This window comes from Mesorhizobium sp. M7A.F.Ca.MR.362.00.0.0 (genome assembly GCF_004023175.1).
GTDB lineage: Bacteria > Pseudomonadota > Alphaproteobacteria > Rhizobiales > Rhizobiaceae > Mesorhizobium.
Window position 1 is genome coordinate 13,854 of sequence record NZ_RZTF01000021.1, and the last position, 25,449, is coordinate 39,302.

A 25,449-nucleotide genomic window follows, 5' to 3' on the forward strand; every position below is an offset into this window, starting at 1 on the left:
TCGACAGCAACGTGGTCGAGCGCTCCTTCCGTCTGACGAGCAAGAGGTTCGCCTCTTTTTGATAAGCGACACCATCTTTCACAAGCGTCGCCCGCTCCCGACCAAGGCATTGCGCGTTATACGCGCTTCGAACTGACCGCAAGAGGTTGGCGTCACGATGAGCCCGAAATAATTGTCAAGAAGTTCGAGCACACGCTTCGGGTCGGACCGCAGTTCTTCCAGACCATACATCTTCACCACATATTCGGCTAATAGTTGCAAAGCACTTTGTTTGTTCGCCCCGACCATAACAAACGGGTCTGCGATACGCTGCACTGTTATGTGATCGAACTGCGCAGAAGCGAATAAATCGAGCACTTCGCCAGCTGTAAAATGAGGATATTCGTGAGGCGTCACGGAATGAGTGGACACCACGTCAGCGAACCAGCGGGCAGTGGGTGAGCCTTCTTCGAAGTCATGAAGAACAAGGATGCCACCGGGCCGAAGAATTCGCGCAGATGCCTGAACAGCGGTGGCGCGCAGAGCGCGCGGGATGTGATGCGTTCCGTAAGCCATCAGCACCCCATCCACCGAGCCATCTCTAATGCAGTACGGATCGGCCGCACTTTGCCAGATCGCAAACAGGCCGTCCCGGATGCAGCGGTCCACCATGAACTGGGAGATATCAGAGTTGATGAACGTCGGGCAGCGCACCTCACCCAAGATTCGATGAGCTACCTTGTTCACATATCCGTCACCAGCTAGCAGATCGCAGATAATCAGTGATGGACTAAGTCCTTCGCAACCATTGGGGTGCATCTTCCCAAGAAGATCCATCACACCTTCGGATCGCGCTAGCAGCGACAATTGAATGCTATCGAGGTAATCCGCCCCGCGTCCTTCCGAGGTGAATTCGTTGCGCGAGAGATTGGCCAGATCGTCGTGGCGGGCGGACTGTTCTGCAACAACTCGCGGTTCGATCGCCATGAAGGCCAATGGGTTTAGCTTTTTTAACAGGTCGAAGTGCGAAGCAATCCCTTGAGAACTCATGCAATACTCCTCGTGACTAGCCGCCCATGAGCCGAGCGATCTTTAGGGTGAGAGCGGGCAACGCCTTTGCCTGAACGCTTGCCGAGCAAAGACGCCTGTAAATCAGTACCCCGATAGTCCGTTGGTTAAATCCTGTGTATCGCGCACCAAGAGACCGGTTTTTAGAAGATGACGCATGTACCTCGAGCGAGGCTTACTCTGGACCTTCCGAATTTGAGGACTTCATGTTGTGCGCCTCTCAATCCTAACCTTCAGGCAAGTCGTCCAACCAGCAAGCGCCCTCAAGGTGAGGCCGAGAGAAGATCTTTCCGATCTTCTCGCAAGTATTGTTTTGATGGTAGCGCATGTATAATCGGGCATCTGCTCCAATGTCGAGGATCTCGATCTTTCCCGTGTAGTGGGACATGATGTATTTGAATGTTTTTTGGATACCGCTGAGACGTTGGTTGATGCCGCGCACAATCTCTATTCCGCTGCGCAGCGAAACCTGAAAATGAGATGCGCCTTTCACCGGCCTGGCTTGAAATAGATAATACGGTCGCACACCCATCTGGTGGCACTTGGCGAAAGTAGCAGCCAAGATCTCGGGATCATCGTTGACATTCGCGAGAAGCACAGTCTGGTTAAGAAACTGAACGCCCTGTGCCCGCAGGAGCCGAATTTTAGCCTCCGCGAGGGCGGAGATTTCGCCAATGTGGTCAAAGTGCGTAACGATTACTGCAGCCTTTCCTGCGTTATGAATCCGCGTAAACAACGCCGGCAGATCCGGGTCATCGAAGCGCTTGGGCTGATAGGCCAGTGCCTTAGTGCCTATTCGGATCGAGTCGACATGAGGGATATCCAGCAAATTGCCAAGTAATTTTTGCAGACTTGCCGTATTGAGAACAAACGGGTCACCTCCTGTTACTAGCACATTTGTAATCTCCGGGTGATTCATGATGTATTTTCTAATACTTTCGAAATCAACTGCTGTCTCATCGGAATTTTTGCCGACAATTCGTTTTCTCAGACAATAGCGACAATATGAAACGCAACGGTCTGTCGCTATGATTAGTCCTGTTTGGGCGTATTTATGCTGAAAACCCGGAAATATCGTGTTATCTTGCTCACCACTGGTATCCAAGTTGCCGCCGCTGTTGAATTCAGCGAATGACGGCTGCACAATATACTTCAGATGTTCGTAATAACCGCTGTTGATGATCTGTTCGTGGTAAAACTTTGTGACATGGCAACGCATGATGCTGTTGCTTTGCAGTTCGCCCTCGCTAACGACACGCGTCCCCTCGATAAAATTGATAACCCTGGTAGGCGTTCGCGGCTCCGAGTTGGTGCGCGGTACTTGAGTAGCCCAAGTCGGAGGTGCCGCGGAGGGTCCTAGCGCGTTCAACTCACCGGGTTCAATCACTTCCGGGACCCGGTCCGCCTCCGAGTCAGGCAACTCGTGAGCCGAGCGGTCCCGGGGAGAGGCTGCTTCCGTTAGATTCGACTGAATCGGGAATCGACGTTCATTAGCCAGCCGTGGTGCTGACCAGAGTCGCTGCCCGGGATCGGCCGCCAATTGGCCTAGCGCCTGCTGCAAATAGGCCACATACCGCTCGGCGGAGCTCCGCCCAAACAGCGATGTCCGGTAAACTAGCCTGCCACAAATAGCCTCGCCGAGCTCAAAGATATTAAGAGCCAGATCGTATTGCGCGACACAATCACCAGCGTCAGAATATACAATTTCGAGCCCTGGCAGTTCCACCGTCTCTCCAACAGTATTTTCTGATTTGACTATGACCTGCACAATTGGGGTTTGAGCACCTTTGCGAATTGGACCAACGACGTCCGTCGCCTGCTCAAAGGGCAGATCCTGGTGATCAAGGGCCCCAAGCACGGCGGCATTCACTCGCCCCAGCACTGTCTCCAGCGTCGGATCGCCCGACAGGTCGATCCGCAGCGGCAAGCAGTGGGAGAAACAACCGATCAGCCCCTTGCTTCCTGACCGGGTGCGGTCTGGGCACGGCGTGCCAATCACCACCTCGTCCTGACCCGACAAACGCGCCAGCGCCATTGCCCAGCCCGCTAGCACCGTAACGAACAGCGTGGTTCCACGACGCTGGCTCAGCACCTTCAGCTTTGCATTTAATGTCTCGTGCAACACGAAGTCGACGTAGCTGCCTGCAAATTCCTGCTTTACTGGACGTGGCACGTCGGTCGGCAGCTCAGGCACCGCTGAGGCGCTATTTAGCATTCGAAGCCAGTATCTAAACTGCCGCTCCAAAGCCTCAGCTGTCAGCCAACGTCGCTGCCAAATCGAGTAGTCCGCATACTGGACTGGCAGTGCCCTCAGCCGCGCTACGCGGCCCTCTTGAGCCGCAGCGTAGAACTCGCTCAGTTCGCGTAGCAGGATCTCACGGGACTGACTGTCCGAGACCATCTCATGCATGGTGATCAGCAGCAAATGATCATCTTCGCGTAAGCGCGCCAGCCGCGCGCGGATCAGCGGCCCGGCTTCCAGATCGAACCCGGCCTGCCCTTCATAGCGCATTAACTCAGTTAGTATCTCCTCTGCCTCCCCCTCCGCTGGGGCCGGTAGATACTCCCGTTTAAGCGGCACAACGTCCACTGGCCTGATCTGTTGGAACGGTTCGCCGTCCTCCACCGCGAAGGTGGTGCGCAGTACCTCATGACGCGCCATCAAGCAGTTCAAGGCCGAATGTAGGGCCACCTCGTCAAGCTGGCCGCGAACGCGAAGCCCCAGTTGGATGTGGCATGCCTCACTGCCGCTCTCCAGATGCGACAGGAACCAGAGCCGTTGCTGGTGGAATGATAGTGGTATCCGCAGCGGACGCGACAAGGCTTCAATTGCCTGAACCGCATTCGTGGGGTCGTTGGGCTCGTTAATTGCGATGGTCCTAGCCAATTTCATATGAAGTCCTACGATTGGAGATTCTGAAACCGCTAAGGTCAAACGGGTCCTTCCACTTGACTCGTCTGCAACCGGCGTGCCACCGAAGGTGCTGTTTCGGCAAGAGGGCAAAAGCCGAGCATTTCGCGCTGCAGCGGTGAATCTTTGCAGCTGGGTGTGTCGGGTTTCAAACTATTCGTTTGCTACGGTGGTACAAAAGGTAACGCTCCGGAGCTCTACCGAATCTCTCTTCCCGTCGAACCAAGGGAAACTGGAGTGCCCGAGGATCGGGGAACAACTTCGTAAATCAGTGCAGACAGCCGCCGCTGATGCCCATTTGGTGCGCGCATGTCCATTTGCGACGTCCGCCTAGTGGGCGCACGATCGCCGCCTCGGTGCATCGGATTTGGAAAGATTTGCCTCCAGATATCAATAGCCGAGTGAAACAGCAGCTTTGAGTGAGCACTCTGCCCCGAAGCCTTTGTGTCGGTAGCTAGTCAAAGTTGTCCGGTTCGGTAAGCGGTTCACGCGGCTCGCGACGCTGTAAATCGCGAAGGTGTTATCCCGCTCCTGCCTGATGACCGCAGCTTTGACGATTGCGGATCGGACCTTTCGGCCTGCGCGAAGGCGATCGTGCGCCAGCCTTTGAGGACGGCTGCCATCGTGATGCCGCATCCTCGCACGGCTTTCTTTCCCGCTTGAGGCAGATACCGGGATTTATGTTTATGCGCAAACTCAATCTCACGATCCCAATCGAGTTGGTTATTGCGGATTGGCGCTGCGATCTTCACGCCTCCAGGCGGGACAAAAGTGGTTATCGAAGCGAAACGAATCTTTGCCTCGCCCCCGTCGCCCTGTGCGCTATGATCCGAAAGTCCCTCTGCTTCGCGCGGGCCACGTACGCGTCCGGTGAAGACCGCAGAGGTGCGTATCCGGTGGCCATGAGAACCTGAGCACCGGAGTGCTGGGGTCAAGCTTTCGATGGGGAGACGCGATGATATTCTTCGAGGAGGAGTTTGAGCTCCTCGGTGCCTTCATCGGTGAAGGCCAAGATCCCGTTGTCATCATTGGCGCCGTACACCCAGATGACGCCGTCCTCGGGCTCCAGACCGAGGGTCAGTTCGTGGATGAGCGCTTCGCTGACGCCGAGGTCCCTGGCGACACGTTCGACGGTGTAGACGTGCAGCTGGTTGGGTCCGCAATTTTGCGGATCTCCAATTCCATATGTGGACGGCTCCCACTTGCAAGTGTTTGTTACAGATATTTTTGATCGGATCGCTTGCTTCCATATGTGCGGCCTTTGTGTGTGGTCGCACATGACCACTGGCCAAGATGGTTTCCGCAACGCATGTTCCTAACACGGCAACGACCTTGAAAGGCCAATGGAATTGACGGAGTGTCACGCGTCTTGGATCGATCGATCGCACCATCTGCTTTTCTCTTGCAAGTTCACAGCATCAGCTCAACACGGTAGCATTCTATTCTGCTCACTGTGATGGCCAATCTCCTTATACTGCCTGTGTTTCTCCTTCCGGTCGCCGGTACGTTTCGCCGCTCACCATGAGCTTCCAGGCAATACGGGCAATCTTGTTGGCGAGCGCCACCGCAACTAGTTTCGGTTTCTTCCGTTGCAGGAGTTCGATGAGCCATCGGGAAGGATGTCTGCTTCGACCTGCTCTGATATGCTGAAGAAGAGCAGTTGCGCCAACCACCAATACGCTCCTCAGCATCTCGTCGCCAGCTCGGGTGATCACCCCAAGCCTGGCCTTGCCTGCGGTCGAATGGTCTTTTGGTGTAAGCCCTATCCAGGCGGCAAAATCGCGACCCGACTTAAACATCTTGGGATCTGGAGTCTTCATCATCAGAAGCGATGCGCCGACCAGTCCGACACCCGGAATTTCGGCAAGCCGCCTGCTGCATTCATCGGAGCGATGCAACGCGGTTAATTTCTCCTCGACGGCTTTTGTTTCGGCAAGCAAGTCTCGATACTCAACGCCATGCATGGCAAAAAGCTCGCGGGCCAATTCAGGCAGGGATTGATCAGCCGCAATGCGCTCCAATAGCGGTTCTATCCGGCACATGCCGGTGGCCGCGACAATGCCGAACTCCATGGCAAAACCGCGAATAGCATTGGCAAGCTGTGTCCGATTGCGGATGAGTCTCTCTCGCACACCGACCAGCATTAACGCCGCCTGCTGGTCCGCAGTCTTCACCGGCACGAACCGCATGGTGGGTCGGCTCATCGCCTCACACAAAGCCTCCGCGTCAGCCGCGTCGTTCTTGCCGCGTTTCACATAAGGCTTCGCCAACTGAGGCGCGATCAATTTCACCTCGTGACCGAACGAACTTAACAACCTCGCCCAATGATGAGAGCCACCGCAGGCTTCGAGTGCGACGGTGGTCGGTGGTGCCTTCTCGAAGAATTTCACCGTCTCTCTACGCGAAAGCTTCTTGCGCAGGACTGGCTGCTCGGCTGCGTTCACGCCATGCAATTGGAAAACGCTCTTTGACGTATCCACACCAATTCGGATAATCTCTTCCACGGACGGTCTCCCTCGATTGAGCTATCAACGAACTCATTCTGGCACACTGCGATGCCGTTGGGAGCCGTCCACCCCAACACGGCAGCAAATCATGGATCCGATGGGCCGGATAGGCGGGCAGTCGGGCGAGGACGTCGGCGAGCCAGGCCTGCGGGTCGATATGGTTCATCTTGGCGCTGACGATCAGGCTGTAGAGAACGGCAGCGCGCTGTCCGCCGCGATCGGAACCGCAGAACAGCCAGGACTTTCTGCCGAGAGCGATGCCGCGCAGGGGCTCGCTCGGCAGCATTGTTGGATAGGCAGATCCGCCCATCCTCGAGGAACCCGGTGAAGGATGACCAGCGGCGCAGCATGTAGTTGAAGGCCTTGGTCAGGTCGTGCCCGCGCGAGAGCTTGTCGCGCGTCTCGATCATCCAGCGCTCGAGCTCGGTGACCAGCGGCGCGCTCCGCTCTTGGCGCACGGCGTGGCGTTGGGCCGGCGACAGGCGCGCGCTCGATATCGAACAAGGCATCGATGCGCTTCGCGGCTTCGACCGCCAGCGGATAGACCAGGTTGGGCTTCTCGCCATGTGCCTTCTTGCGCGCCGCCGCTTCGACATCGGCCAGCTCAACCACTTTGCGCCGGCTGTGGATCCAGCAGCTGGCCTCCAGAACAGGCGCCGGCTGACGACCCGTCGCATAGAGATAGCCGTAACCACCAAAGGCATCGGCCTGCAGAATGCCGCTCCAGCCGGCGAGATGCGGCCGCAGGATGTTCGCCTCGGCGATCGCGGGAATAGTAGAACACTGCCGCCGGCGGATCGGCGCCGCCGAACGGTCGGTCATCGCGCACATAGGTCCATAATCGACCAGTATCGGTCTTGCCCTTGGCCAGGACCGGCACCGTCGTATCGTCGCCGTGCAGACGTGAAGCAGCCAGCACATGGGTAGAACAGCGGCATCAGCGCCGCGGCGCCGGCGCCGACCTGATCGGCGAGCGTCGACAGGCTGAGCGGTACGCCTTCGCGGGCATAGCGTTCAGCTTGACGGTTGAGCGGCTGCGGAACAGCATCCTGGGCGGTGGCAACCATGCCTTGGAGTGAACCATAAAACGCGTCCGCTGACTCGCGGAAAATGGCGCAAACTCAAAGAAAACTCAGCCCGCGCGCTGGGGGGTGGAACGTGTGACGCGGGTTGCGCCAATCGATCCCGTCGAGCATGTAGGCGAGCTGCGCCGGTGATATGGAAACCGTGCCGTCCGCCGGCGACGGCCAGAGAAACCGGCCCTTCTCGAGCCGTTTTGCATACAGCGACATGCCGAGCCCATCATGCCAGATAATCTTGATCAGATTGCCGCTGCGTCCGCGGAAGATATAAATATCGCCGGCATGCGGGTCCCGGCCCAGCGTCTCCTGAACCTGCAGAGCGAGGCCTTGCATCCCGCGACGCATACCGGTCCGGCCGACCGCCAACCAGATCCGCACCTGGCTCGGGACCGGGATCATGAAACGCCCAGCGCCTTCACCATCGCCGCCGCCAGTGTTGGCGGCGTGGTCAGCGGACTCCGCAGCCGCACCTTGCCGCCGACCTCCAGCTCGATCACCGCTGGTGATGCCGCGGGCCGGGAAACGGCGACAGGCTCGTCGGGAGCCACGACAACTTCGGCAAAGTCCGTCTCGCGGGCTCTCACCGTGCGGCGCCACTTATAGATCAGGCTGGTCGCGACATCGTACTGACGCGCCACCGCCGCCACCGTGGCCCCGGGCGCGAATGCCGCGGCCAGTATCCGGCACTGATCCGCTTCACTCCAACGACGCCGCCGCTCCGGCCCGGTCAATAACGTCACATGCTCATGCTGTGCTGCTAACTTCGCTCGTAAGGACGACCCTAAGAGCGCAGCCTCGCTACCGTGCCCTCCTCTCGCAAGGCGGCCTTCGCCGGAGGCGTACGGGCCACCGCGCAGTCGCAAACGATCTGGTGGCTTAAAGCAGTAGGTGGGGTGCGTCCTCAGACAACCTCTTCCGGCCTTAGAACATAGTGTGCCAAGTATGCTTCCGGATCAACTCCCGGCCTTGCATTTGCGCGGAGTCGTTCAGCATATGTTCGCCCATTAGTGCAGGCTAGGCCCGGCAAGAAGTGATCGCGCTGGACCTACCGTTCGCGTTCGGCTACGCAGGCTCCGCCGCCCCCTTCGGCCTCGACCCCGCGATATCTGGCAGGCTCCACGGCCTCAGCCCGTATCGCTTCATGGGTCCGGCTTGCGCATCGTGCTGGACGGCGCGGTATACATACAGCAGACCACCCCCTTTGGAGTTCATTCGTTCCATCAAGCGCGAGGCGCGGGCGGAAAAAGCAATCAATGCAGATATCGACAAATTTCGCCGCGCATGAGGCTCGGCTCACGGCCACACCGCGCAGGAACTCTGTCACAGCGCGCAATTTCGTTGCTGTGGCCCCAATCAGCGCCGTCCAGCAGTGAGGTTCGCCCCGATGACAGCAAGCGCCAGCATTGCTTCATTCGTTGTCATTGCGCGAAGGCTGCGGGCGGATAAATCCGACACCTTTTTTGATGTCGATTTGGGTGCCATATTGCTTTGAGAGCCTCTGGAGCCGGCCCAGAATGGCAGTTGCTTGCGGCTCCGAGGCGAAACGCGGCACGCCCCGATTGGCAAACCTCTTCGAGTGCCCGAGTTCAACCGGGTGGAGCTGCAACTCAGCGAGCTGATTGTTCTCGTAGCGGCTGACGGAGATAACGCTCTCATAGTAGATTTGGTCAGAGAGCCCTCCCACAAGCCCCTCTGCGGTCGGGTATCCTTTTGCCAGCTCGTGGATGCTGACCTCAGCATCCGTGTCAACTTTTGGATCCATGCCGTGAACAGCGAACATGTCCGCACCCGCAGGCGTTCGGAGGTCATCGTAAAAGAAATTCGCCAAGCCATAAAAGATTGGTCGACCCTTGTAGATCTCGATACCTCGCAGTTGATGCCGCCCGTGGCCAATGTACGCGTCCGCTCCAGCATCGATAAGGCTGCGGGCAAGCGACTGTTCGTAGTCAGGCGGTTCGTCGCTCCATTCCTGTTCATGACCATGGTTTGTAGCGATACAGAAGTCAGAGAATTGCTTGCCCCGACGAACATTTCGTAGAATCTCAGCAACATCACGCGAATCGGCTTCAAAGCTATAGCCTGCTTTTTCGCCGGCCTTGAATGTAGTACCGTCAATGACAACGCGGCTTGGATCCCGTCCGGGAGGACAATAATACGGCAAGACTTCTCGTACTTGCCTCAAATTTTCCAGCATCTCCGAAGGAACCACGATGCTTTTCGTCAAACGAAGAGCATTGAGTCCTGGCCTGCCAGGTGCCTCGCCGGCGGGATCGCCCGCACGAGCCATGCAACAGTACGATGCAGCAAATGACACCAATGCCACGCGACCGCGAGCGGTCTCCAAGAAGCGAGCAGCGCCGGCCTGTGCGAGGTTCTCGCCCGCACCTGCATGGATGATCCCGTTCTCATTGAGCACTCGGCTCGTCTCGCGCATGCCTTCGAGGCCCCAGTCGAGGGTATGATTGTTCGCCCGACTCACCAGGTTAAAGCCCATCTCTTTCAAGTCAGGTCCGATCTCCGGCAGGCTAATATGATACGCACCACCGTACTCAGCCTGGGGGCTTCCCTTAAATGACCGGATATCGAAGATGAGGGTTTCCATGTTCCCGAACGTGACATCGGCATCACGAAGGATTTCGACGACATCCGCAAAACCGGAATGGTGGCCTTTCATCAGCGCCCGCGACAGAATAAGGTCGCCAACCGCTACCATCTTGAAGCCATCGGCAACGTTCGTGGCAATTGAACCGACTGTATCATAGCTGCCAACCTGTTGAGTTGAACGACAGCCGCTTTCGTGATTTCTTTCCATAGATTATTCTATTGCCTCCTTTGACCGCATCTCGAGTGTTCGCGTCTGTTCGTGGAAAATTTGTTCGGATAAACTGATCTGTGACTGTCTCACAGAAATAGCGAGGATTTGACCGCCTCAGCCGGTTTCGGAGACGCGGCTCTGGCCGGAGCCCGCACATGACAGGCCACGACGCGCCCGTCTGCCATTGGAACCAAAGGGGGGACTTCGTTGCGGCAGCGCTCGGGCTCCTAACTCGCCGCGAGGTTACCACTGTTGACAATCTAAGAATGCAAACAATCACTAAAGTTATTTTAAAGTTTTTTGAAGCCTTTCTTCCGGAGGGTGGGGCTTCTGATGCGAGAGTGCGACCGAAGTTGGTCGGTGATCCTGTTGCGCGACAGTCGCCCCGGCCAAAACGCTCTGCTCGTCGGCAGACTGAGCACCAGAAAACCCACGCCCCCTAGCCGATTGCCCGTGAGGCGATCCTGCACAGGTAAAAGAATCAGTACCTCACCGCCCCTCTTCCGCCGCTAGGGGCTGCTCATCGATCTATGATGGACCAATCGATCAGGTCGACCGAACGCTGAAGTATCGCCTTGGCCAGAATCGGACTGGGTGAAGCGGCAATGACGTGTCCCATGCGGTCTCTCCAATCGCCTCTCCTAACAATCAGGTCCTTGGATGCAACGTACAGTTCAACTTCTACAACACCTGGTATAGCAGCCGCTAATTTGTCGCCTTCGATCCAATCGAGAATGCCGTCGCGATCCGGAACGAGGATCCGTGTGGCCACGGTGTGCGAATGCCTACTGCGCAAGTCCCATTCGTTGCCGATGACGAGCTTGATATGTTCCGCGACGAGATCGACACCATAGGCTAGCCGGACTATCCGAGGAGTGATACCCTCCGCTAGACGCGGATTGACTTCAATGACGACTGGGCCACGGTTTGTCCACCTGAATTCTATATTTGCCGGTCCCCATCCAAGTCCGAGAGCCTCCAGACAGCTCAGCGAAACGTCGGCTATACAATTGCGTTCATCATCGCTGAGCAGGGCCGGAAAGATGCTCTCACGAAACACGAAATGTGGGGGGGCTTCGAACTCAGCGGCAGTAACACCAACTACTGACTTGCCCATTATCTCGGCTTCGTAGTATGGACCTTCTGCGAATTGTTCGACAAGCATCCTACGGGGGGGGCGCGAAATTCGCTTCCCGCTGCCCAACAAGTATGTTGTATGTTGCGTTAGCTCATCAAGGTTGCGGCACAATCTGACACCGGTGCTACCGTTGCCGACAGCTGGCTTAAGAACTACCGGCAGCCCAATCTCTGCGGCAGCGCTTTCTACCTCCGTCGCATCTGCTGCCAATCGATAAAGGGGAATGGGAACGCCAGCCTCCTCGAGGATCTGACGTTGAGTGAACTTGTCGCAGCATCGTTCAACAGACTCGGGATTCGGCCCCGGGAGACCGAAATGTCGGCAGAGCCTACCAACTGTCACATATACAATCTCCCCGCGGCTCACAAAGCCAGTAATTCCAGCAATGTCATAGGTAGTACCTAGTCGTGAGCACTCATGAACCAGCGCATTGATGTCGTCTGTATCGACGCGGACGGCATCATTCCCTTCCGCAGCAAGATATGTGTACTTAGCTGGATCAGCCGATAGTGTGACTGGATGAAGGCCAAGACGCTTGGCTGCTTGCATATAAAGAGGTCCGTTGCTTGAACCTTCGATCAGGATGAGCGCTCTTGCCATTGCTATTGACCCTCGGATAAGTGCGACACGGCGGCCCGAGCGAATTCAACCAACTGTGGGCCTGCGGTGAGGTAGCATTTTCGAGGACGTTTATTTGCAAAGAGATGGTAAAGTTACTTGAAGATATTGTTTCAATGTGGCTGAGCCAATTCACCCGCCGCCCGCCTTTCGACCAGGAAGCCCCGAGACGAAAACACGGAGGGTATCCAACCCGCGGACGAGAGTCTGGTCAACCGTCGTCTCTGAGCTCCATCCCCGACCGTGTGCAGTTCCAGCCAGTCCGACTGCTTTGCCGCCATGACGCTGGCCAACAAAGGTGGATCTGGGCCATACTGACGTCGTTAGTCGCATCATAAGCGCGCTGACCGAAGCGGGCTTCTCTAATTGCGATTGGTCTAGCGTTCTGTACCCACGCCTCGGGAACGAAGCCAAGGCAACGCGCACCGTCGAGTTGGCCGCCTCCTGTGGGCACGTCGTTGACGAGCCTCGGCCCAGTCCGCTGTACACCGGGGCTGGGCCACGGTGGGAAACTCACTATTTACGCGCGAGATGGCCGCCACGACCACGGGTAGCTTCCCACCACCTACGATAGAGAGCGAGAGCGGGATCTACGCGCCTCAGTCGCAGCGGCCTGAACTTAGCGTTATGCCAGGGTCAGCTACGCCTTGGCTCCGGCTCGAGGGGGTTGTTGCTGGGAGCGATTCGCGACATTATCTGGAAGGCGCATCGAATGTGCCATCGGCGGACGCGAAAATCTTGATCCGAAGCCTGGCGGAGCGCCGAGGTGCATCTCGCGAGTGTACATGCGCACAAATCTTTACAATAGATTCACGGAACTTTTGCGCTGACGCTGGTACTCTTCAGCACGAGCATGACAAAAGAACGCGAAAAAGGTGACACCGATTAACGCTCGTGACTTGGCCATCACCGAGAGGCAATACCAAATGACAAATAGAGCGCTCATTCTGCTAGAAGGCCACAGGAGCATCGGTCTGCCCTACGTGAAAGCGGCCCAGAGTCTTGGGCTTCATACAATTACCTTGTCGGCTGATCCAGCTCAGTACACATATCTTGCTGCGGAAGGGATTGATGCCGTCCGCGTCGATACAGACGACATCGATGCGCTGGTTCATGAATGTTCCCGACTAGGTACTACCTATGACATTCGTGGTATCACTGGCTTCTCGGGGCTCGACGAGTCGATCTATGCGACAGTTGGCAAGCTTTGTCGGCATTTCGGTCTTCCGGGACCGAACCCCGCATCGGTTGAACGATGCTGCGACAAGTTCACTCAACGTCAGCTTCTAGCGGAGGCTGGGATTGCTATGCCTGCTTACCGCTTGGCAGTGGATGCTATGGAGGTAGAAAGCGCTGCCGCAGAGATTGGGCTGCCGGTAGTTCTTAAGCCAGCCGTCGGCAGCGGGAGCTGCGGTGTCCGATTGTGCCGCAACCTCGATGAGTTAGCCAAACATACGACCTACCTGTTGGGCGAAAAGTACCTTTGCCAGTCAACCCCAAAATTACTCGTCGAAGAATTCGCGAACGGAGCCCAGTATAGCTCTTACACAATGGGTAACGACGTCATCGGAATTTGCGCCGCTAGCTTCGGACCCCTACCCCATTTCGTCTATCGCCATTTCTCCTTTCCGGCCCTGCTGACAGAAGAAGAGCACAAACTGATCGCCAGTGTTTCGTTGAGTTGTTTGCGAATTCTCGACCTTGACTGGGGTCCAGCGCATATCGAATTTCGATGGACGAAGCGTGGTCTAATGGTCATTGAAGTTAATCCGCGTCTCCCAGGTGGGACCACCCCTCGGCTGGTTCAGTTGGCCTACGGCATCGACCTCATCACCGAGCACATCAAGCTTGCTATCGGCGAGGAATGGGATTTGCGCAAATGGCATTCGAATTTTGCGGCCGCGCGATTCCTCGTTCCTGATCGCGAGGGCATGTTTGCCTCAATGAATGTCGACAGGGCCACTGCTATACCAGGTGTCGCCGAGGTGAAATTATACGTCGAACCCAAAACTCCGATCATCAGGAAAGGAGATTACCGAGATACCATCGGACATGTCATCGCTGTGTCGGCCTGCCCAACTCAAACGGAGACAGCACTTCAGCGTGCAATCGACTCGATGGAGTGGTCGATTACCCCATTTCAGCAACATGGCCAACGGGAGTAATTTGCGACCGTTCGTCAAAAGGGCCACTAAATGTAGTCTCGGAGCGAAACGGATGTCTTGCCTTGGTTGGTGCTCGTTCCATCGGGGCAGGGGTATTCGAAAGCATGCCAGAGGCGTTTTGTCATTTGCGATGGCCTCCTTGATCAATGGCACGGCCGAACCGCCGGCGTCGGGCGTCTTGACCTAAATGCCGTTGTCGGTGAGCACGGGTGTGGATCCGATAGGGAACGGCCATGTACAAGAGTAGCAAGAAGTCTCTTGAGAGGGCGGGGGTGTCCTTCCCATACAATTCGAGGACGAGCTTCGAGGTGCGATCCGCTGCTGCCCGCCCTAAACTGCCCTTCCTAGGGTTGGTGGCTCGGACGGTAGGAGCCTGGTCGTCACAACAAGAGGGCGAGCCGTGGCAGACTATAGGGAAGCATTTGCCGCTTCGATGTTGCGAAGCGGAGGAATGAGGTTCGGTTGTTCGGCGAGGTCGACGCATCTCCTAGACGGATCGCTGCATTATCCAAGGGTGCCATTGGATCCACTTCACCTAGGCAGCCCAACCGGCTTTGGCCTCTACCGGGCTGATCCGTTCCTTCGGCCATCAATGAACCGCGGTCGCGCGCCGCTGGTCCTAAGGAAGTAGGAGATCAGATGAGGACAAACGGGGATGCTCTTTCATTGGCAAGGCTGCTCCGCGCCGGCGAACTGACGGCGGTATGGGTTGCCGTGAAGCAAAGCGCGATCTCGTTCGCGCCGCCCGCCGCGGCCGAGACACCGCAGCTCCATTGCCAGCAGTGAGCGCCTTCATGCTCAAGCATGATGCGCCGCGCGTGTTCGGCGTGTCGGCCAAAGATCGTGGTTCGCTGGTCAGGACGTGGACCCTAGCCTTGCGCCGCCAGCGGTGACCGGCACCATCGCTTTGGAGGTCGGCGCCTCGCTCCACCTCTTCAGGTGTCTACTAAGGCCTGTTGAATTCATCGTCAGTTTATGACGGCGGCTGCGAGAGGGTGATTGCGTTGCAGCATTGGTCGGTTTTGTCAGCTCGCGCGGCGGATACGCTTGAGGTCCTTGAGCTTGCAGAAGACGTTCTCGATCAGATGACGACATATAGAGTTCGAGATCGAGTGGCAGAGGCAAGGCGCGCCTCGATGCTGCGAGATGACGATCTTGGCGCGCGTTCGTTCAGATCGGCAATAACGGTGTTGCTGTCGAAAATCGGCAATCGGCTCGCCGAAGGCTATGCCGTCTATTAGCGGGTGACGCCCACCGCATGTAAACGATGTCCTGGCAGGAGAACGAAGCGGACGAGATGCCGAGCGCATCGGTGAGCGCATAGTCATGCCGCCTTTGGAGCGGTCTACGGCTTGGCTAAGGGTCGCCCTTTTGAGACCTGTGGTTGCGTCGATCATGGCGAACTCATGTTAGGCTAGTCCAACAGACCTCTAACAGCCCAACGGAACATCGGCTTTGACCCAATCGCGGTGAAGACGGTGTTCCAACTTCAGAAAGAGGCTGGAAGGCCACGCCACGGACTTCCCGTGCGCACGATCAAAGCGCGGCCTTTATATATTTAGTCGAAACTACAGTCCCATTCTTCGATAAACTGAGATATGCCGTTTGGACCTATCCGTGAACGCACCGCCCGCCCAATCGCCCCAGCGTTCCACCAGTTCTAGCCCTGCGCATTGGGCCATGCTATCGAGCTCCTGATGATAAACGTAACGAACGCGCTCTGGCAATCGCCGGACAGACGTACCAGAAAACCAAAACAGGTTTGAAATCAAATTCTGGTTGAGCGAATCGTGAGCTTCCGCCTTGACGAAGGTATTCTCGGAATCCACGGTTGTGGTAGTCATAGTAACCTTTATACCCCCAAGGAAGCCATCTAATATTGGCACGCGCACCTCTATTACCAAAGCCCCAGCTTCATCAAGAGCCTGCGCCGCACATTTCAGGCAGGATATTTGGTCTTCGCGCTTTAATAGCAGGGTCAGAGTACCATATACAGAATAGATCAGATTGTATCTCTTAACAGAATTGAAATCGACAATACTCCCTTTCCACGCTTTGATAAGATCTGTGCGGTCGGCGAGAAGCTTCAACATGGCGCCCGAATTGTCGATACCTTCGACCTTTACACCACGTTCGCTCAACGGCACAGCCACGCGTCCGTTTCCTATGCCAAGTTCAAGAGCAATCCCTCCACAGGAAAACCGCTCTAAGAAAGCGGCAGTTTCGTCTGCCTCTCCGGTCTTACCTTGCATTGTCGTATATATTTCATAAACGTCTGCCCAATTCTCGTCATAGTTCGTCGCATCACACATCGTGTGTCCTCGTTATGCTTGATGTTCTATTCTCACTGTGCGCGCTTTTTAACTGCGGCATAAGATTTTGCCGCCATATACTTTTGCCCACTTACGCGGACGAGCCCAAAGTGACCGGCGCTGGAGGAAGCCGGTCAGTCCCGCTTCAGGTCCACCAGAGAACAAGATCTGGCCGCGCAAATCCGAAAAAGCAATTCAGCAGCACGCGACGCTTTCCGTTGCCTGATTGACCGGTAACCCCGTGAACGAAGCCGCCATCGATTAGGGCGATATCCCCAGTTTTGAGCTCGAACTCGCGGCAAGGGACGGCCTCCAGATAGGCTGCCGAATAGGGGTATCCAGTGGTCTCCACACCTTGCGATATCCGGTCCGCAACCGTCGGCTTGTGGCTCCAGAGCTTCAGATTGCCGCCTTCCTCAGGCATGCTGGGATAGAGGTTGAGCGCTGCGACCGTATTGTGCGCCACCGCAGAAAGCTCGTAATCATCGCCAGCACGTAAGACTTGAGCGACGTCGTCGTGGGGATCCAAGGAAAACGTGCCTGTGCCCGACCAACTGAGGCCGCGACAAACATTGGCCTGGCCGTGTTCGGAACGCGCCAGCCGCAATTCGATGCCCTGGTTGTGAAGCTCTCGCTTCAACGCCCCGAATACCGCTCGAACCGGGTCAACCAAATTCTTAAAAAGGGCATCGACGTACGGCCGCGCGTTTTCGGCGTCTGCGAAATAGGTGGCTGCATCCTTTCTGTAGTGAGATGCGCCGACATATTGTCCGGGCACACCATCTTTACGCTCTCTGAGACCGGAGCTTCCAATAAAGTTCGTAGTGATCTCCTCGGCTACTTCGGTGCTGAAAGCTTGCTTGATGTGCAGAGCGGTGAGCTCACCTTTCAGGACCGAGATGATTTCCGCAGTGTTGATCGAGCCGGTCCGTTCTTTGATCGAAACCGGCGAGATGGCTGGCACTTGAGACATCTGACTAGGCATTGTCTTGCTCCTGTAGTGCGTGTTCAAGGATGGTGATGCCACGATCGAGTTCGGCATCGGTGATGGTTATCGGTGGGAGGACTTTGATAACGTCGCGATTTGGCCCCGAGGATTCGATAAGAAGGCCATTTTCGAATGCGACATCGTGCACGCGGCCGACAACTGCCGGTGAACGGCATTTCAGGCCGGCCATCAGACCGCGGCCGCGCTTCTGTTCGATGTACCTCGGAAATTTCGCAACCAGGCGATCGAGGTGCGTTTGCAGCCTGACGGCTGTCCGCTCGACACCTGCAGTAAATTTCCTATCCGACCACATCTTGCACATGGCTCCTGCCGTCACGAAGGCGAAATTGTTGCCTCTGAAGGTCCCGCTATGTTCTCCGGGCTTCCATACGTCCAAGTCGGGTCGAATCAGAACGATGGACAGCGGACTACCTGAACCGCTTAGTGACTTGGAAAGACACACAATATCCGGTTCGATTTTCGCGGACTCGAATGAGAAGAAATCGCCAGTTCGGCCCGCACCCGCCTGAATATCGTCGACGATAAAAACAATGCCGTGAGTACGGCAAATGCGCTGAATTTCCATGAGCCAAGCTGCAGACGCGGCGTTCATGCCGCCTTCCGCCTGGATGGTCTCCAGAATGATTGCGGCAGGCTTTTCTATGCCGCTCCCCGGGTCGCTCAAAACGCTGTCGATGTAACTGGCGGAATCGAAAGCTTGGCTCGGATAGCCGTCATAGGGAACACGGATCACATCGTGGCGAGCGACGCCTCCCAGTTCCCTGGTTGAGGCCGAGCCCGACACCGCTAGAGAGCCGAGCGACATGCCGTGGAACGCATTCGTAAAGGCCATGACGCTCGAGCGGCCGGTGTATTTTCGCGCCAGCGCCAGAGCCGCTTCGTTGGCGTTCGTGCCGGTCGGCCCAGGAAACTGAATCTTGTATGAAAGGCCTCTGGGTTTCAGGATCCAATCGACGAACCCTTCAATGAAGTCACGCTTTGCCGCCGTATGCATATCAAGCGACAGAAGAATGTTCTCACCGACGAGATATTCAATCGCCGGCGCCATGATATCCGGATTGTTGTGCCCGTAATTGAGCGCCCCGGACCCAACGAGGAAGTCGATGTATGCGTTACCGGTCTCGTCCCAGATGGTGGCCCCAAGTGCCCTCGCAAAGACGGCGGGAAACGACCGACCGTAGCGACGAACGTTGGACTCATGGGCCGTGAAAGGGTCGGTGTTCATATTGAGTCCTCTGCACTTGGGTCGTTCAAAGAAGAGAGCGATTAATGGCTGGTTGCTCGCGGTAGATGTTCGTCATCTAACATTGAGAGCAGAATGCCGGAGGCAGCCTTGGTTAGTCTGGTGATGCCGGCATCCTCATCAAATATTGTTGGGTTGCGTTGCCCTCCATTCGGATGCTTTCGGAGAATGTGCTGCAACAGGATGGCTTCTAAAGCTTCCGCGAAAGCATCGCTACTATGGCATCAGGTAGTTGACGTACCCCACCCATCGCTGCCCATAGCGCCTCCGGACAAATGTCCAAGGAGATCAGCAGGGTCGCGTCGCCAGAGGTTGTGTCGCTCGGCGGTAGCGAAGCCGCTCGCGAGCGCGCTCCTCAATAGCGCCGTAGCGAGCGAGCGGCTTCGCGGCGGTCATCAATATATTCGCCGTTCAACCTCGGGCTGCGGACACCAACCTGATTCAAGAAACTATTTGATGACCGATGACACAGCGAAAGCCACGCTCTCTTTGAGAAGAATGCGGATTCCGATCTCTTGCGCGATGACTGGCCCGAGCCCCCGGATCAAGAGGGCGGGGCCGCCGTGGACCCCCTTGACGGAAAGCCCGTTCGTAGGCCAGGCGGAAGCAACCGGGAGACGCGCTGGCGAAGGGCCGCATCGGTTTCGAGAACGTCCACTACCGCGACGGCAACCATCCCCGGCCGCAGCTGCGCTGCTGCCTTCAGGCGAGTCGAAAAGGAGATCGTCCGGGAGGGTGAAGGCGTTGACGAGGTGAGCCGTGAGTAAGCAATCAAGCTCTGATCGGGATCGACTAACACTGTTTCCATCCGACCGATGGTTGACCTGTGATCGGCGTTACCTCAAGCTAGGCAGGCCGACAAGCTCGGTTGGAAGGCGAAGACCTTTCGATGAGCTCGTCTCCGAAATGCTCGAGGCCCACTGCCGCGCCTACAGGAACATACTGGCGTAACGTGAAAACACGATGGCGTCGCGGGCAGGTGCATCTGTCGTGGGGCCATCCGCACTGCCAGGCACGCCCTCTCGGCCGGCATGCACTCAGGTCCGGTCGTTTGGGTCGGCGAATTCACACATCCTGCAAAGCAGAAAACCATCTGCTCCATTCATGCGGTCGACGATTTCGCGAAAAACTGGCTTTTCAAACAGAGCGGAGTAACCCTCATATAGAAGGTTGCCCAATACGTGACGCCGTTCAAAATCCATAGAGCACAGGGTAACGTCGCCGTTTGGAAGAAGAACATTCCGATACTGTCGTGCGTCCACGCAGGTTAGGGCTCCGACCACTGGCTGACGTGGTGCAACGATCTTAGGGTCGACGCTTCCACCCCTACTGCTCATGGGCCGCGCTTTTATCAGTGCTTCGGTAGGAATAATGTCGGCTATATCTGGGTGGGGCTCGCCCAAAGCCACGAACCGGATCAAGGGGATATCCGCGTCGACGAGTTGACGAACCAGATCGCGATACTTGTCTCCGACCAGGCGGCTGTTCATGTAGGTGCCATCATCGAAAACATGAACCACGAATACGCCCAAGCGCAAGGCTTGCAATCGTTGCAGGTCCTGCCCGTTCATTCCCACCAGCGTCGTAAAAATCCTGATGCCATGGCCTTTGGCGAAGGCGTGCTCCACCATTTCGGTACAGTCCGGATTGAGCCAAGGTTCGGAGTATCCCGCAAAACCAATGTCGACGGAAGTCGGTACGCGGGCCAGACACCGCTTGAAATCTTCAAGATCCAGATGACTCGCATGAGACACTTTTCTTTGCCGGACCGCGAACTTGTCCTGGGGACAATATGAACATCCTACGACGCATCCCGTGGTCGTCGTTATCTCCAAAACCCTGCCGGCTGTGTTTGCTGAGCGAAGTTCCGGTAAAATCACTGGTGATTACTCCCATCTACTTCCTGCGAAGCGCCACGATGGTGTGCGTGTGCCTTTGGCTTTCTGATACCGCCTGCTGATCTACCGAGGCAACGCAGACATCTACCCTTTTTGGCAGCCTAAGCCGCCCGGTTCACCGACTTGCCGGGCCGACCTTCACAAACTTCCAGCGCGTCGGACCAGAGACAGCATTGCATCTTTCGAGGCATCACTCGCTCCGGAGATGTAGCCTCAACCGTTGGTCGCTGGCCCGTCGCCGAGATGCGCGCGCAGCACCCTCGAACCCGCCGGAGAGAAGCTTTCTGGATGCCGTCGATCATCCTTCATCGAGCGAGTTCCGTGTTCTCATGCGGGTCAGCCCTCACACTATATTGCCGCACATCGACCAGCAAAGGCCGAGCTAGTGCGCCTGGCGCGCAGTTACTGCGAGATAGGCTTCGAAAAGCCCGACAGAGCTAAGACGCTCCGCTGTATTGAACCCGACATGTTTTCTGACAGCTGTCAGATTTTGGACACACATCACTCATCGTCAGTCGCTTAATACGGATGGTAATTTCTTCCAGGAATCGGTGACATTGAACACCACCCTGTCATGACCGCCCAATCTCAGCGAAGCGAACTCAGCATCGCCACCAGGACCAAGCCTGAAGATAAATCCGCCATAGCAGCGTCAACGACATTTTGCTTTCGAGGCCGGATGGATTGCACGAGGTGATTCGCGCCGTGATGCAGGAGGTGCTCGAGGCCGAGATGGACGAGGCGCTGGGTGCTTCGAAGAGCGAGCGCACGCCGGAGCGTCTCGGCTATCACGCGCGCTACTACGGGCGGAGAACTAGCTGCGCACCTACGGCGGTTCGATAATCCCAAGGTTCAAAGCTTTTACAACAGCTACCGTTCTGCTGGTCGCATCCAACTTCCGCATTACATTTTTTAAATGGAAATCTATCGTATTTCGTGATCTGCCTAAAATAGTTCCTATTTCCCAAGATGATTTTCCTTGTGACACCAAATCAATGCACTCTATTTCTCTCGGAGACAGGTTATGAGCTCGTTCCGACGCAGTCGTAGTGTCGAACTTCGTAACCATCCGATGAAACCGCAGCGCGGCCATTTGCAGGTAGGTGATCGCTCTATTCTGCAATTCGCAGTCCGAGGATTGAGCAAAACTCACAAACCTAAAGCTGCCACCAGGGCCATGTAATGGGACGGTAACGCCTGACCTCAAGCCGAATGTTGCTGCTTCGTCCAAGACGCGGCGTCCATCTTCAGTTATGCTTTCATCGGTATACACCTCGCTCCATCGAAAGGGTCCCGCCTCCTTTCGACCTTTCTTGATGAGTGGGTCTATTTTGGCATAGCCCATTCTCGAGTAGCGCTCCTGCCATTCAGCAGGATAATTCCACATCACCACAGAACCCTCTCGGTTCGGCTTGAAAACCCTCTGTTCTGATGCGAGCGACCCATAGGCAATCCACGGGCAATCGAAATTCAGCGCAAACGCAGACAACAGTTCGAACAACTGTTCGGATTGAGCGACATCATCAGTCATCTTGAGGAATAGGTCTAACTCCACCGCAATCCGCCGGAGTTCCATGATGTCTCCTTCATTGCGTTCTCATTGGTGCACAGTTTGCTCCAACCCAGCCTCGCAACATCCGAAGTCAACGGGACTCGAGCCGGAGTTCCTTCCGCCACCTGGAGTACCCTCAAGAGTCGTGCCAGCTTGCGAGCGAAGCTTCTCCTTCAGGTCGTCAATCGACGGGGGAGGTACCCAGGAGGCGAACCGACAGCACTGTGTCGGGGAGCGCACAATCCGACAGTCGAGCATTCGATTGACGGAATATGGGCAGGAAAGTATTCGCGGCGCACTTTTGAAATCAGCACCTAAGTGCCGGGCCTGAGAAAGCTGCATTGCAACTGTACTTATTTGATCGAGGCAAGAACAAGCTCAAAATTCAATCGATACATCGACCTTCTTTTCCAATCTCCCGAGTTGAGCAGCCGTAGCAATCGTATTCGACTGGATGGCGGCTGACTTTCTCCAGGCTCGGTAACCTGCTGAATTTGTCCTTCGGATGTTCCCGCTCAGTTGGCACGACTTTTGAACTCACCGTCGTGAGGCGGCAAGAGCTGCCCGCCAAAATTGATGCTGTTATGGGGGAGGTCGAAATTCCAGTTTTGTCTTTTATCGTCTTTGGGACCGAGCGTGTTGATGCGCCCGCTTGGAAACTATGAGACGTTTCCCCGTCCATGGGCGCGGCGCCACTTGTCGCGACGTTTTCGCCTTCACTGTTCGCCTCTGGAACAGGCAGCCGGCCCGGCTCGCGATCATCATGACCGCGATGCTCGCCTCCACGCTGGCTGACGTGTTGATGCCGCTCTATTCTGGCCGACTTATCGACGCTGTTTCTCGTGCTGCTAATGCGGCAGCACCAGCTTCGGCAGCTGTTGCAGCATTCTCTGTACCGATTGCATTGGCACTCGGTTCCATTGCCATGCGCCACGTCGCCTTAATTGGCCTGAACGACTTGGTGTTGAAAATGATTTCCGACGTCGCGACCGAAGCGTTCCATCATGTGCAGCGCTTTTCGACAGACTGGCATGCAAACAGCTTCGCCGGCTCGACAGTGCGCAAGATAACGCGCGGCATGTGGGCGCTCGACCTCCTCAACAGCACGATACTCGTCACGCTGCTCCCGTCGTTTGTCATCTTGATCGGCTCGACGGTGCTGCTCGGCTGGCACTGGCCGGTCATGGGCGTGATCTTTGCTTGCGGCTCTCTCGTCTACCTTGCGTTTTCGATTTCGCTGTCGCTCGGCTATGTCGCGCCAGCGGCGAGCCTTGCCAACCGATGGGACACAAGGCTCAGCGGCGCGCTTGCGGACGCGGTCAGTTGCAACGCTGTGGTCAAGGGCTTCGGCGCAGAGGTTCGCGAAGACGAGCGGCTTGCAAACATCATGACGAAATGGCGGCACCGCGCGCGCCGGAGTTGGGTGCGCGGAACGATCATCGGCTCAACCCAAGGCGTAACTTTGGTTGCGCTCAGGGTGGCGGTGGTCGGATATGCCCTGCTTCTGTGGTCGCATGGACAGGCAACGCCGGGCGAGATAGCATATGTTCTCACGTGCTTCATCGTCCTGCAGGGCTATCTGCGTGATGCCGGCATGCATGTCCGCAACGTGCAGCACTCGGTTAATGAGATGGAAGAACTAGTGGCCATCCACAATCAGCACGTGGATGTTGCCGATCGTCCAGAGGCCAAGCCGATCCGGATCACGAAGGGCCGTATCGATTTCGAGAACGTCCACTTCCGCTACGCCAACCATCCCCTGCCGCTCTATAGCGAATGTTCGCTGTCGATTGAAGCTGGCGAAAGGGTTGGGTTGGTTGGACCCTCCGGTTCCGGCAAGACAACATTCGTGAAGCTGATCCAGAGACTCTACGACCTGAGCGGCGGCCGGATCCTGATAGACGGTCAGGACGTCTCCGAGGTGACCCAAGAGTCCCTTCGTTCGCAGATCGCGATCGTGCAGCAGGAGCCGATCCTGTTTCACAGGTCGCTTGCCGAGAACATCGCCTATGGCCGGCCTGGCGCGAGCCGGGCCGAGATCGAGCAAGCGGCACGGCTGGCAAGTGCCCACGAATTCATCGCGCCCCTGCCGAAGGGCTGTGGGACATTGGTCGGCGAAAGGGGTTTGAAGCTCTCCGGCGGCGAGCGCCAGCGCGTGGCGATCGCGCGCGCCTTCCTCGCGAACGCGCCGATCCTTATTCTGGACGAGGCCACATCGAGCCTCGATTCGGAATCCGAGGTGCTCATTCAACAAGCGGTGGATCGGTTGATGGTGGGCCGAACCACACTCGTCATCGCACACCGGCTGTCGACGGTCCGCTCGCTCGATCGGCTGCTCGTCTTCGACCGTGGCCGCATCATGGAGGACGGCGATCATGCCGCGCTGATCAATCTCGATGGTGGCATTTACCGCCGCCTGTTCGAACGGCAGGCGTTGGAGCTAGCGAAGGGCCTGGCCTGAGCGCCAACCGGATTGCGCGACGCGCCGAGCCGTTGCCGGAGAGGCGTGTGGCAGTGAGGCCTTACCGACGAGCGGCGGGCGTTACGGCCGGCAAAACCAGCACGGCCGGAACTATCCGCCAAGCGGGCGAGCGGGAATGCACCACGTCTAAGCTTCGGCGAATGCGCGCAGTTACACGCGGGCACCGAATTGTCGCGCCTAACGGCGCACGCACCAAAAGGGCGGGAATGTCGACGGCCCGGCCCTCGCCGTTACCCACATTTTGCCAAAGGAAGCGAAGTCAACGCACATTGAGAGGGCGGTGCTTCCCGGCCGGCTGGGATCCCTGTCGCTGGCCCAACCTACCGCACGCCGACCACGTCAACGCTTCAAAGTCCCTTCGGTTCGCAAAGTCGTCCCCTTGGAGACCCGGAAGCGCAGGAGCTCCGACCGCAGTCTTCGCTCAACTCTGGCCATCTGCTCCGGGATTGGATTCCGTTCCCTTGCTAGCACAGTGGCAGCTGAGGACGAACTCGCCGGCCTCGTGTCTTTCTATTACGGCCAACGGGCTTAGGAAGAGATTGGATTCGCCGGCCCTCTGCGGAGCGAATGAACAGTTCTACAGATCATCGACGTCCGCGAAAAAGAGCACGCAGCCGAAATAGCAGGCCTGAAGCAGCAGCGAACAGGCCAGCGTCGTGACGACTGCCAC

Annotated in this window: 17 protein-coding genes and 5 pseudogenes; 6 read left to right on the plus strand and 16 right to left on the minus strand. The window is 56.9% G+C overall.

Features of this window, described 5'->3' with window-relative positions:
* Positions 1–78: 78 nt before the first annotated feature.
* Both EOC06_RS05255 and EOC06_RS05260 read right to left on the minus strand, forming a co-directional pair.
* Positions 79–1,029: a class I SAM-dependent methyltransferase gene (locus tag EOC06_RS05255; protein ID WP_127266835.1), complete on the minus strand. Its 951-nt coding sequence runs from the start codon at positions 1,027–1,029 to the stop codon at positions 79–81.
* Between the two features lie 244 nt (positions 1,030–1,273).
* A complete protein-coding gene (locus tag EOC06_RS05260; RefSeq protein ID WP_128307255.1) occupies positions 1,274–3,940 on the minus strand; it encodes a condensation domain-containing protein in 2,667 nt (888 codons plus the stop codon).
* A 973-nt stretch (positions 3,941–4,913) separates the two neighbouring features.
* Here EOC06_RS05260 and EOC06_RS40015 point away from each other — a divergent pair.
* On the plus strand, positions 4,914–5,189 hold the full coding sequence (locus tag EOC06_RS40015; protein WP_164898472.1) for a hypothetical protein: 276 nt from the start codon (positions 4,914–4,916) through the stop codon (positions 5,187–5,189).
* A 238-nt stretch (positions 5,190–5,427) separates the two neighbouring features.
* Here the strand turns inward: EOC06_RS40015 and EOC06_RS05270 are convergent, their stop codons facing one another.
* The 9 genes and pseudogenes from EOC06_RS05270 to EOC06_RS05300 form a co-directional block, all read right to left on the minus strand.
* A complete protein-coding gene (locus EOC06_RS05270; protein WP_128307256.1) occupies positions 5,428–6,462 on the minus strand; it encodes an IS110 family transposase in 1,035 nt (344 codons plus the stop codon).
* Positions 6,356–6,631 (minus strand): transposase domain-containing protein, encoded by a 276-nt coding sequence (locus EOC06_RS45095; RefSeq protein ID WP_368773583.1) that lies wholly within the window; start codon positions 6,629–6,631, stop codon positions 6,356–6,358. Before EOC06_RS45095 ends, EOC06_RS05270 begins: the two co-directional genes overlap by 107 nt.
* Positions 6,552–7,182 (minus strand): annotated as a pseudogene (locus tag EOC06_RS05275) (transposase). Before EOC06_RS05275 ends, EOC06_RS45095 begins: the two are co-directional and overlap by 80 nt.
* Positions 7,070–7,532 (minus strand): annotated as a pseudogene (locus EOC06_RS45100) (transposase). Before EOC06_RS45100 ends, EOC06_RS05275 begins: the two co-directional pseudogenes overlap by 113 nt.
* 54 nt (positions 7,533–7,586) lie before the next feature.
* Entirely contained in the window at positions 7,587–7,946 is a 360-nt protein-coding gene (gene tnpB / locus EOC06_RS05280) for an IS66 family insertion sequence element accessory protein TnpB (protein WP_127266832.1), read from the minus strand.
* A complete protein-coding gene (locus EOC06_RS05285; protein ID WP_236383542.1) occupies positions 7,943–8,287 on the minus strand; it encodes a transposase in 345 nt (114 codons plus the stop codon). Before EOC06_RS05285 ends, tnpB begins: the two co-directional genes overlap by 4 nt.
* A 668-nt stretch (positions 8,288–8,955) precedes the next feature.
* Positions 8,956–10,359, minus strand: a complete 1,404-nt coding sequence (locus EOC06_RS05290) for a CapA family protein (RefSeq protein ID WP_127266831.1) — start codon at positions 10,357–10,359, stop codon at positions 8,956–8,958.
* Positions 10,360–10,448: 89 nt separating this feature from the next.
* Positions 10,449–10,583: pseudogene (locus tag EOC06_RS41745) on the minus strand (oligopeptide ABC transporter ATP-binding protein); the annotation flags it as partial.
* Positions 10,584–10,882: 299 nt separating this feature from the next.
* Complete coding sequence (locus EOC06_RS05300) at positions 10,883–12,100, minus strand: acetyl-CoA carboxylase biotin carboxylase subunit family protein (protein WP_127266827.1); 1,218 nt, start codon at positions 12,098–12,100, stop codon at positions 10,883–10,885.
* A 944-nt stretch (positions 12,101–13,044) separates the two neighbouring features.
* Between EOC06_RS05300 and EOC06_RS05305 the strand changes: the two genes are divergently transcribed.
* From EOC06_RS05305 to EOC06_RS44760, 3 genes and pseudogenes are all read left to right on the plus strand, one after another.
* A complete protein-coding gene (locus EOC06_RS05305) occupies positions 13,045–14,283 on the plus strand; it encodes an acetyl-CoA carboxylase biotin carboxylase subunit family protein (protein WP_127266829.1) in 1,239 nt (412 codons plus the stop codon).
* 613 nt (positions 14,284–14,896) lie between these two features.
* A pseudogene (locus EOC06_RS40020) lies at positions 14,897–15,089 on the plus strand (IS110 family transposase); the annotation flags it as partial.
* A gap of 306 nt (positions 15,090–15,395) precedes the next feature.
* Positions 15,396–15,524 (plus strand): hypothetical protein, encoded by a 129-nt coding sequence (locus EOC06_RS44760; RefSeq protein WP_268931285.1) that lies wholly within the window; start codon positions 15,396–15,398, stop codon positions 15,522–15,524.
* 327 nt (positions 15,525–15,851) lie between these two features.
* Here EOC06_RS44760 and EOC06_RS05310 read toward each other — a convergent pair whose 3' ends face one another.
* The 4 genes from EOC06_RS05310 to EOC06_RS05330 all read right to left on the minus strand — a co-directional run bounded on the left by EOC06_RS05310 (position 15,852) and on the right by EOC06_RS05330 (position 20,601).
* The gene (locus EOC06_RS05310; RefSeq protein WP_127266826.1) at positions 15,852–16,595 is read right to left on the minus strand and encodes a class I SAM-dependent methyltransferase; all 744 of its coding nucleotides are present in this window, start codon (positions 16,593–16,595) and stop codon (positions 15,852–15,854) included.
* 145 nt (positions 16,596–16,740) lie between these two features.
* The gene (locus EOC06_RS05315; RefSeq protein WP_126104996.1) at positions 16,741–17,580 is read right to left on the minus strand and encodes a hypothetical protein; all 840 of its coding nucleotides are present in this window, start codon (positions 17,578–17,580) and stop codon (positions 16,741–16,743) included.
* Positions 17,573–18,829: a diaminobutyrate--2-oxoglutarate transaminase gene (gene ectB, locus EOC06_RS05320; protein ID WP_127206334.1), complete on the minus strand. Its 1,257-nt coding sequence runs from the start codon at positions 18,827–18,829 to the stop codon at positions 17,573–17,575. Before ectB ends, EOC06_RS05315 begins: the two co-directional genes overlap by 8 nt.
* 1,055 nt (positions 18,830–19,884) lie before the next feature.
* Positions 19,885–20,601, minus strand: a complete 717-nt coding sequence (locus EOC06_RS05330; protein ID WP_236383545.1) for a radical SAM/SPASM domain-containing protein — start codon at positions 20,599–20,601, stop codon at positions 19,885–19,887.
* A gap of 718 nt (positions 20,602–21,319) precedes the next feature.
* On the opposite strand from EOC06_RS05330, the pseudogene EOC06_RS05335 reads away from it, so the two are divergent.
* A pseudogene (locus EOC06_RS05335) lies at positions 21,320–21,555 on the plus strand (transposase); the annotation flags it as partial.
* Positions 21,556–21,571: 16 nt separating this feature from the next.
* Here EOC06_RS05335 and EOC06_RS05340 read toward each other — a convergent pair.
* A complete protein-coding gene (locus tag EOC06_RS05340) occupies positions 21,572–22,321 on the minus strand; it encodes a LuxR family transcriptional regulator (RefSeq protein ID WP_127266824.1) in 750 nt (249 codons plus the stop codon).
* Between the two features lie 637 nt (positions 22,322–22,958).
* On the opposite strand from EOC06_RS05340, the gene EOC06_RS05345 reads away from it, so the two are divergent.
* Entirely contained in the window at positions 22,959–24,758 is a 1,800-nt protein-coding gene (locus EOC06_RS05345) for an ABC transporter ATP-binding protein (RefSeq protein ID WP_127266823.1), read from the plus strand.
* Positions 24,759–25,449: the final 691 nt, after the last annotated feature.